Below are 9124 nucleotides of genomic sequence, written 5' to 3'. Positions count from 1 at the left end.
TCTTAAGCTCTAGCACCCGATAGTTTAAGTGTAATTATTCACAAGTTAAGTTGGTTATTTATACATTAATCGATTTATTCATTACAGAAATGCTCTATTATAGTATATTTATTTAACAATGCTAAAATATTTTAATTATTTATTTGGAAAGAAATTTGATGAGGATCTAGGAGCTAAAATTATTGCTGATAATATAGAACTGGATAAATTAGAATTTTTCAAGAAAAAATTAATTGCTATATAGTTCTACCAGCCAACTGGAGGACACTGAATGACGTTTTATACGTTGTTTGGTGTCCTCTTTTGTTTTTTATCAACACATTTATCGATTACTATGCTGCAAGTAATTTCGGGAGGTTGAGGATAATGAATAAATCCTTTAGGGAGCAGTTATTAGTAGCGAAGAAGCAACTTGTTAAGGAAGAGAAGAACAATAAGCTATGTAATGATAAAAAGCCTAAGAAACGTACTGAGAAGCATAACAGACGTTATTGGGAGAATTTGATGGGCATTAATAAAAATACTTATTTCCGACATAATGGTTCAGTTAGACAGAGGGGATGATACTATGACAATTCAAATGATGAAATGGCAGCTGGAAGAATGGATTCGTGATTATAAATTCATGCTACGAGAGATAGAGAGATTAAATCGTTTATTAAATGCTTCTGTCTGTGGTGGTGGACAAAAACTTACTGCTTCATATGGTAATGAAATGGTTATGCCTAAAGGTTCGGGTGGTATTAGCCAAGCTGAGATTCGTCAACATGAGGAAAGAGAAAATCGAATGAAGAGTTATGAAGAAATCACAGAAATGCTCCAAGAAGCTTATTCACATCTCTATTCTGAAAAGTTCAGAGTAGTTTATGATTGCATGCTAGAGGGAATGAGCTATCGCTCTATTGCAAGACATTTAGGTGTTTCAAGAGATACTATTCATAACATTAAAGATAATATTCTTGAAATAATCGTTCAAAAAGGCCAAGAAGTCCACTCTCTGCAATTGTTGAAAATTGATAAAGAGTATATAGTAAACTGGAAGGCAGGTCGGGGAGTTGAACCCCTTGCTACAGCCACTAACTGAATATGTCATATACGCCATCCTTGCGGTGGCGATTTTTATGCAGGAAAATATCTTCTTCTGTCGAATTGTAGGACCAGAGGAGGGTTTGATTATGAATTTAACTGAATATACAGGTGCAGAAAGTGCCTTTCCTATGTTTTTGGTAAAATTCGGTGAACTAGATCATATGAAAGCATTACAATCAGGATGTCTATATATGAAAAACTTGGGCTATTTTATCGATTTAGAAAAGAAAACTGGAGTTAAAGGACGTGGAGATAGATTAGAAGGTGCGTATGTATTAGCTGATTTAGAAGCAGTAATATCTGATCCTGAGACTGGAGAAAAAGTTAGACTAGCTTCTGTTTCTTCAATGCATTTCAGAACAGATTGGATTCGTGAACGCCCCGTGTTTTGTTTGTTTACAATTACATCTGATATGTTTGAACTAGATGGTGAAAAACATAATCAAATGGTATTTAAACTTACATTTACAGAAAAACAAAAAGAGAAAATCGAAAAGGAATTTGGAGATAGTGCATTGTTTATTTCTTTTGATCCTTTTGTACAACAAATTGATAGTGTTTTCAAGGAAACTGGTTTACAGTATAAGCGTGGATTAGTAAATTATTATGATTATAGTGTAAATGAAGCTGTTAGATTAGAACTAATGAAAAAATTTGGGCACCTTGATATTTGCTTCGCTAAGGATCAAGTGTATAAATATCAAAATGAATATCGTGTTATTATCCAAAACATAGATGTACTTGAAGACTATCAAATTGAATTAGGAGAGCTTACTGGTACAAAATTAATAAAAACAGAAAGTCTTCTTTCAGGAGATTTAGAATTAAGAAGACCGTTAATCCAAAAAGAATAAAGTTAAAAATATTAAAAGATGTCCAATGTGATGTCTTTTTTATGTTATTTAAATATATTGAATTTATGGAGGTAGGTGCTATGTAGATGAATTGGGATGCAATAAGAGAAGAGTGGGAAACAACAAAAATTACTTTAGTGGCATTAGCGGAGAAGCATGGTGTGAAAATAGGCACTCTTAAAAGCAGAAAGAGCCGTGAAAAGTGGTCGAGGGGTGCTGTTAAAAAGGATGCAACCAAGACTAAGGTTGCAACCATAAAAAAGAAAAATGCAACGAAGAAAGCAAGTGTACCAGATAAAGAAATTAACCTAGACAATTTTTTAGAAGATGCCGAGCTTACTAATAAGCAGCGGCTTTTTTGTCTCTATTATGTTAAAAGCTTTAATGCTACACAAGCTGCAATCAATGCTGGATATGCTCCGTTGAGTGCTCATGTAGAAGGTAATAGGTTGCTAAGGAATGCTAAGGTTATAGAGCAAATCAAAGAGATTAAGAAGGATATGACCGATGGTATTTTTGTAGAAGCGATGGACGTGCTAAACAAGTATATCAAGATTGCTTTCTCTGATATAAGCGACTACCTTACATTCGGTAAGAAGATGCAGCCAGTAATAGGGATGATGGGACCAATAACAGATGAAAAAGGACAGCCGATTATGGAAGAAGTAAACTATGTTGATTTTAAGGATTCAACAGTGGTCGACGGTACTATCATATCTGAGGTTAAGCAAGGGCGTGATGGTGTATCAATTAAGCTTGAAGATCGTATGAAGGCTCTTGATAAGTTGTCATTGTACTTTGATTTATTCCCTGACAAATTTAAGCGTCAGATTGAAGAAGAGAAGCTGAAACTTGCTCACTTTAAGACGCATGGAAATGAAGAGGAAGAGTATGAAGATGATGGTTTCATAGAGTCTCTAGATGGTAAGGAAGTGGATTGGGGTGAAGAAGCTTAAACCAGCTCCTTTTAAGTTCAAACCATTTAGCCAGAAACAGCTTAAAGTACTAAAATGGTGGCGTCCTGATTCACCGCACAAAGACAAAGACGGAATAATTTGCGATGGTTCCGTTCGTGCTGGTAAAACAGTAGTTATGTCACTTTCATATGTAATGTGGGCAATGGAAACTTTTCATGAGCAAAACTTAGGTATGAGTGGTAAAACAATCGGCTCTTTTAGACGTAACGTTGTAACACCATTAAAGCGTATGCTCAAAGGTCGTGGTTATAAGGTAAAAGATCATCGTGCTGATAACTATTTAACCATTTCACGGAAAGGTGTAACTAATTACTTTTACATCTTTGGTGGTAAGGATGAAGCTTCTCAGGATCTTATCCAAGGTATCACTCTTGCTGGAATGTTCTTTGATGAAGCGGCACTAATGCCTCAGTCATTTGTTAACCAGGCAACAGCCCGATGTTCTGTAGAGGGTGCGAAATTTTGGTTTAACTGTAACCCGAATGGACCATATCATTGGTTCAAAGTAGAATTTCTAGATAAGTTGAAAGAGAAGAACTTGCTACATCTCCATTTTACGATGGATGATAACCTCTCATTATCTAAACGAATTAAAGAGCGCTACAAACGTTTATATACAGGTGTCTTTTATCAACGTTACATCTTAGGGTTATGGGTGTTAGCAGAAGGTATTATATATGACATGTTTAGCGAGAAAGAGCATTCTGTTGCTTCGATTGCTAGACCTTATACAAAATACTATGTATCAATCGACTACGGTACTCAAAATCCCACTACTTTTGGATTGTGGGGATTTTACAATGGAGTCTGGTATAAGGTAAAGGAATATCATTATGATGGTCGGCAAGAAAATAAGCAGAAAACTGACCAAGAATATCTCGAAGATTTACAGTTGTTTATTGAAGGTATAAGTACGAAAGGTATTATTGTTGATCCGTCTGCAGCTTCTTTTATTGCATTATTAAAAAAGAATCGATTCAAAGTGATTAAGGCTAAAAATGAAGTTATTGACGGTATCCGAAATGTAGCTACTGCCTTAAATGATGGGTTAATAGCTTACAACGATTGCTGTAAGGAAACGTTTCGTGAATATGCTTCTTATATTTGGGATGAGAAAGCAGCAGAACGTGGGGAAGATAAGCCAATAAAACAAAATGACCATCAAATGGATAGTGATCGATATTTTGTTAATACGATTTTATTTGGTAAAACAAAAGCACGTGCAGTTCCGTCACTTTACTAAAAGAACAGAGGTGAGAATATGAGAAGGGCAACCATTCGTATGTCAGTAGACAGACCCACTGATGATATTATCAACAGCATTATTAAACAGCATAAAACATCTAAAGATAAAACGTTAGGCCTTTATAATCGCTATGATCAACAAGGGTTAGCAATTCAGAGTCGAGAATTTAAGGACCCTAAGAAGCCGAACAACAAACTGGCTCATGATTATCGTGGTTACATTATCAACCAGGTTGTCGGTTATTTGTGGGGGCAGCCTATTGCGTATCAAGTAAATAAATTAAAGTATAGTGAAAAAGAATATAAGACATACAATGATATACTGACTGATTTTAATACTTTAAATGCTATAGATGATATGGACAATGAACTAGGAAAACTTATTAGCATTTGTGGTTATGCAGCCCGACTTTTATATGTTGATACCGATGGCGTAGAAAGAGCAATGAATCTTTATCCTTGGGAAGTTGTCTTTATCCAAGATGGTAGAAATACCACACATGCGATGCGCTATTATTCTGAAACCTATATCGTGAAAGGTAAGGAGAAGATACGCACTACAGTAGAATGGTACGACTCTATTAATGTCTCTACTTTCATTGATGAAGACAGTAGTGGTAAATACACTCTCAAAGAATCGAACGCGCATCTATTTGACTATAACCCTGTGATTCTTTTTCAAAATAATGATGAGGAACGCGGGGATTTCGAAAAGACAGAACCTTTAATAGATGCTTATGATAAAAACAGAAGTGATGCTACAAATGAAGTTGAGACTTTTGCTAACGCCTATATGAAATTTAAAGGTGTGACAGTTGATCAAGAGGTAATTGACAACGCTAAACAAACAGGGGCGTTCGAAGTACCCGAGAATGGTGATGCAGACTTTATCACGAAAAATATTAATGATAACTTTGTTGAAAATACCCGCAAGAATCTGAATGAAGATATTCATAAGTTTTCTGCTTCTGTTGATATGGCAGATGAGAAGTTTTCAGGTGCGTCTCAATCTGGTGAAAGTAGAAAGTGGAAACTCATAGATTTAGAAAATAAAGCGGGCACCAAGGCTCGTAAATTTGGTAAAGGCCTACGTGAGCAATTTAAAGTTTTATGTAGTGCTTGGAACAAGAAGGAAATCAATCTGTATTATCTTGATATCTTTTGGGAGTTTAAACGTAACTTACCAATTGATTTACTTTATGTTGGGGATTCAGTATCAAAGCTTAAAGGGGTTCACAGTGATCAGACATTATTAAGCCTTATTCCATACATCGACGATGTAGATTATGAAATGCAATTGATGGAACAGGAGAGAGAACAACGAAATCAACAACGTGCAGATTTGGATGCTGCTAGCGATGAAGATGAAGCTACAGACGCAGAGGATGAAAATAAGGAACAGGATGGGAAAGAAGAAAAGTAAACCTATTCAAGCACAAGCAACTCAATTGAGGGGCTTTTTTTATTGCCTTTTTTGTTGTGCAGGCATAAAAGAACATAACATTAATCATTTGTACTTTACAGGGGCTTTGCAACTGTATAGGGCAAGGAGGCTATTTAATTATGAAGGTTAAACAACCTACTAAATTAGTATTTTTTAAGGAAGTACCGAGACTATTATCTTTGAATTTGCAGTTTTTTAACGATGATCCACCAAATCCTGACCCAGATCCAACGCCACCACCAAATCCTGAACCACCAGCACTTACATTGGAATCTATCCAGGCGTTTATGAATGAAAACGAGGACGGGAAAAAGTGGTTGCAGTCTCTTACGGATACTCGTGTTACAGATGCGATTAAAACATATGAAACCAAGACATTACCAAAAAAGCTTGAGGCTGAAATCGCAAAACGCTTCCCGGCTGAAACTGAGGAACAAAAACAACTAAGAGAACTAAAACAACAATTCGAACGACTGGAAACAGAGAAGCAACGCGAAACACTTAAAAACAAAGCTCTTTCTGTTGCTACCGAAAAGGCGTTACCTAGCAAGCTAGTTGACTACTTTATCGGGCAAGACGAAGAGTCCACTTTAAAGAACCTAACCACATTAGAAGAAGTGTTTTCAGCTTCAGTTCAGAAGGCAGTTGAACAAAAATTTAAAGAGGGTGGTCGTGATCCTAAACCACCTGCAGATCCAGGTACACCATTAACGAAAGAAGCCATTGATAAAATGTCACCAGAAGAAATTAATAAGAACTGGGATCAAATACAACAATTTTTAAAAGGACAATAGGAGGATTTAAATATGGCATTAAATAATTTTATTCCATCAATTTGGAGTGCACGTTTACTAACTAACTTACAAAGAACTCTTGTATTTGGTCAAACAGGTGTTATTAACCGAGTTTATGAAGGTGAAATCAAATCCTACGGTGATACGGTGAAAATTAATAACATTGGAAAAGTAACTGTGGGTGATTATACAAAGAATGCGGACATGGCATCGCCAGAAACATTGACGGATGAAACACGCAGCCTAGTTATCGATCAATCAAAGTATTTTAACTTCCAGGTTGATGATGTTGATAAAATTCAACAGAATCCAAAACTGATGGATACTGCAATGCAAGAAGCAGCGTATGCTTTGAAAAACACAGCAGATCAATATATTGCATCTCATTATGTTCATGCAGCTCACACTATTGGCAGTGATGCAACACCAGTTGCGCCTACAAAAGGTGATGCATATGAATATCTAGTTGACTTGTCAGTGAAACTTGACGAAGCTGATGTACCAGAACTAGGGCGTTGGGTAGTACTTCCACCATGGTATGAAGGATTAATGCTTAAAGACGATCGTTTCGTAAAAGCAGGCAATTTACCATCTGATCAACGTTTATTAAACGGTGTTATCGGACAAGCAGCAGGATTCAACGTTCTCAAATCTAATAACGCACCAAAAGTTGGAGAAGATGCTACAGCAAACTTTAAAATTATTGCTGGTCACAGCATTGCGTGGTCATTTGCTGATCAAGCTACACAAGTTGAAGCTTACCGTCCTGAAAAACGTTTTGCAGACGCGGTAAAAGGATTGCATTTATATGGTGCAAAGGTTACTAGACCTGAAGCGTTAGCAGTGCTATCAGCAAAACGAAGCTAAAAAGAGGGCGATTGCTCTCTTATTTTTCTTTGTGGAGGTATTGATTATGTTAGTGAAAAATAAATTAACAGGCCACGAATGGCTTGTATCAAAAGAACACGGTGAAAGATTACTGAAAAACACTGAAGAGTTTGAGTTAGTAGAGGAAAAACCGAAAGCTCGAACTACTAAAGCAAAATGAACATCTTAAAAAAAGCATTTCAGTTCATTCAGTCTACTTACAATAAGATGACTAGAAAGACTGAAAAGGATGTGATTCAACAATACGTAAATTTGTTGAGTAACATTAGAAAAGAAATGGCACTGTTATTTGAGAAGTACGAAGTTGAGGGTAAATTAACCTATGCGGAAATGGCAAAATACCACCGTTTAGAGGAATACTTCAGAAAAACGGAATATACGATTGATACCCATTATAAAGGGTTAAAGAAAACGATATTTAAGAGTTTAAGTAAAGCGTATGAGAATGCATATTATGAAACTGCAAAAGGTATCCAAGAAGCTATAGAACAAGACTTGCAATATTCTTCAGTCCCTCATGAGGTTATTACGGCAGCCATCGAATTACCAATAGAAGGACTAACCTTATCCCAGCGACTAGAAAAGCAACGAAATAACATTGTTTTTACTATCAAGGACACCGTCACAAGAGGGTTAGTTGAGGGTCAAACTTATGCTACTATGGCGAAAAATTTAAAAAAAGTAGTAGAAATTGACGCAGCAAAATCAACCCGAATTGTTCGTACTGAAGCGCATCGAGCAAATGAAACTGGTAAACAAGATAGTGCAAAGTATGCGAACTCTGTCGGTGTCATCACGGTTAAAGAGTGGAACAGTTCAAAGGATGAAAGGGTACGTGACCGAATTGAGGCAAGTCATAAAGAATTAGACGGGACTACGATTCCCCTTGACGAAAATTTTTCGCAGAGTGGTGCGTCCGGTAAAGGACCAGGAATGATGGGTTCAGCTGCACATGATATCAATTGTCGCTGTTTTCTTACGTACTCAATTAAGGACATTGAAAAGTCTGATAATGTTGAATTGTATACAGAATATGGATACAATGATAACAAAGAAGTAAGGCAATGGTATATTGAACGTGATAAGAACATTATTAATGTTATTGATAAAAGTAAAAGTATTAAGCAACAGGCTATGCAAGCTTGCTCATTACGAAACCAGTATAGGTCTGAAGCTAGGTTAATGATGAGTGATCGTAAATCTGCTGAAAAGCTAGAAGCGGAACAACCTAATAAGTCATTCGAAGAACTAGTAAAAGACAAACAGAAACGAAAAGGTTTAACACTAGAACAAGCATATCAAGATATAGTAGATACTGCTGGTAAAACTAATGCTAAGGTAAACAAAAAATTAAATCTTTAATAGGTGGTGATTTCTTTGTCTAAATATGAATTTTCATATAATATCTGGCCAGAAAGAAATGTTGAGTTGTTTAAACAATATTTAGAAATCCTTAAAAATATCCCGAAATGTAAACTCAAAGGAAACATTTTAGAAGATATTGATGGTAGCTTGCTTGGAATTTTTAAGCTGAAAGGAAAAAATATTGTGTTAAAAGATGATGAATACGTTGGAGCATTGTATATTGATTCAGAAATAGACATTTCGAAATATTTACCTGTTAGACCAAACACTTAAAAGAAAGTATGGGGATACCGGGGGGCTGATGATGATAACATACTTATCTAAAGTTAGCGTTACAGATGAGATTATGATTTATAGATACGGACCAGATGAAGATAATTTGGACGGTCTCATTGAGATTGATCGACTTGATTTTAGTAAAAAGCCGAAGATTACACTAGCTTCTGAAGATGGCACTGACCTAAAAAA

At 36.0% G+C, this 9124-nt stretch carries 11 protein-coding genes; all 11 read left to right on the top strand.

The window, feature by feature from the left end:
• The first annotated feature begins 366 nt into the window (after nt 1-366).
• Entirely contained in the window at nt 367-564 is a 198-nt protein-coding gene (locus V7014_RS25910; protein WP_335511793.1) for a hypothetical protein, read from the top strand.
• Between the two features lie 4 nt (nt 565-568).
• Nucleotides 569-1084, top strand: coding sequence for a helix-turn-helix domain-containing protein (locus V7014_RS25905; RefSeq protein ID WP_335511791.1), 516 nt, complete (start codon nt 569-571; stop codon nt 1082-1084).
• A gap of 91 nt (nt 1085-1175) precedes the next feature.
• Entirely contained in the window at nt 1176-1943 is a 768-nt protein-coding gene (locus tag V7014_RS25900) for a hypothetical protein (protein ID WP_335511789.1), read from the top strand.
• A gap of 86 nt (nt 1944-2029) precedes the next feature.
• Entirely contained in the window at nt 2030-2899 is an 870-nt protein-coding gene (locus V7014_RS25895; RefSeq protein WP_335511787.1) for a terminase small subunit, read from the top strand.
• The gene (locus tag V7014_RS25890) at nt 2886-4163 is read left to right on the top strand and encodes a PBSX family phage terminase large subunit (protein ID WP_438824981.1); all 1278 of its coding nucleotides are present in this window, start codon (nt 2886-2888) and stop codon (nt 4161-4163) included. The genes V7014_RS25895 and V7014_RS25890 overlap by 14 nt, the downstream gene beginning before the upstream one ends.
• A gap of 18 nt (nt 4164-4181) precedes the next feature.
• Complete coding sequence (locus V7014_RS25885) at nt 4182-5588, top strand: phage portal protein (RefSeq protein WP_335511782.1); 1407 nt, start codon at nt 4182-4184, stop codon at nt 5586-5588.
• A gap of 140 nt (nt 5589-5728) precedes the next feature.
• The gene (locus tag V7014_RS25880) at nt 5729-6403 is read left to right on the top strand and encodes a DUF4355 domain-containing protein (RefSeq protein ID WP_335511780.1); all 675 of its coding nucleotides are present in this window, start codon (nt 5729-5731) and stop codon (nt 6401-6403) included.
• A gap of 12 nt (nt 6404-6415) precedes the next feature.
• Nucleotides 6416-7270, top strand: a complete 855-nt coding sequence (locus V7014_RS25875) for a P22 phage major capsid protein family protein (RefSeq protein WP_335511778.1) — start codon at nt 6416-6418, stop codon at nt 7268-7270.
• Nucleotides 7271-7316: 46 nt separating this feature from the next.
• Nucleotides 7317-7451: a hypothetical protein gene (locus V7014_RS25870; RefSeq protein ID WP_335511776.1), complete on the top strand. Its 135-nt coding sequence runs from the start codon at nt 7317-7319 to the stop codon at nt 7449-7451.
• On the top strand, nt 7448-8653 hold the full coding sequence (locus tag V7014_RS25865) for a phage minor head protein (RefSeq protein WP_335511774.1): 1206 nt from the start codon (nt 7448-7450) through the stop codon (nt 8651-8653). Before V7014_RS25870 ends, V7014_RS25865 begins: the two co-directional genes overlap by 4 nt.
• 15 nt (nt 8654-8668) lie before the next feature.
• Entirely contained in the window at nt 8669-8929 is a 261-nt protein-coding gene (locus V7014_RS25860; RefSeq protein ID WP_335511772.1) for a hypothetical protein, read from the top strand.
• Nucleotides 8930-9124 lie beyond the last annotated feature (195 nt).

The organism is Bacillus sp. JJ722, from assembly GCF_036963345.1.
Classification (GTDB): domain Bacteria; phylum Bacillota; class Bacilli; order Bacillales; family DSM-1321; genus Bacillus_AD.
Note: the sequence above shows the minus strand (reverse complement) of the source record. Positions and strands in the feature narration are given on the sequence as shown.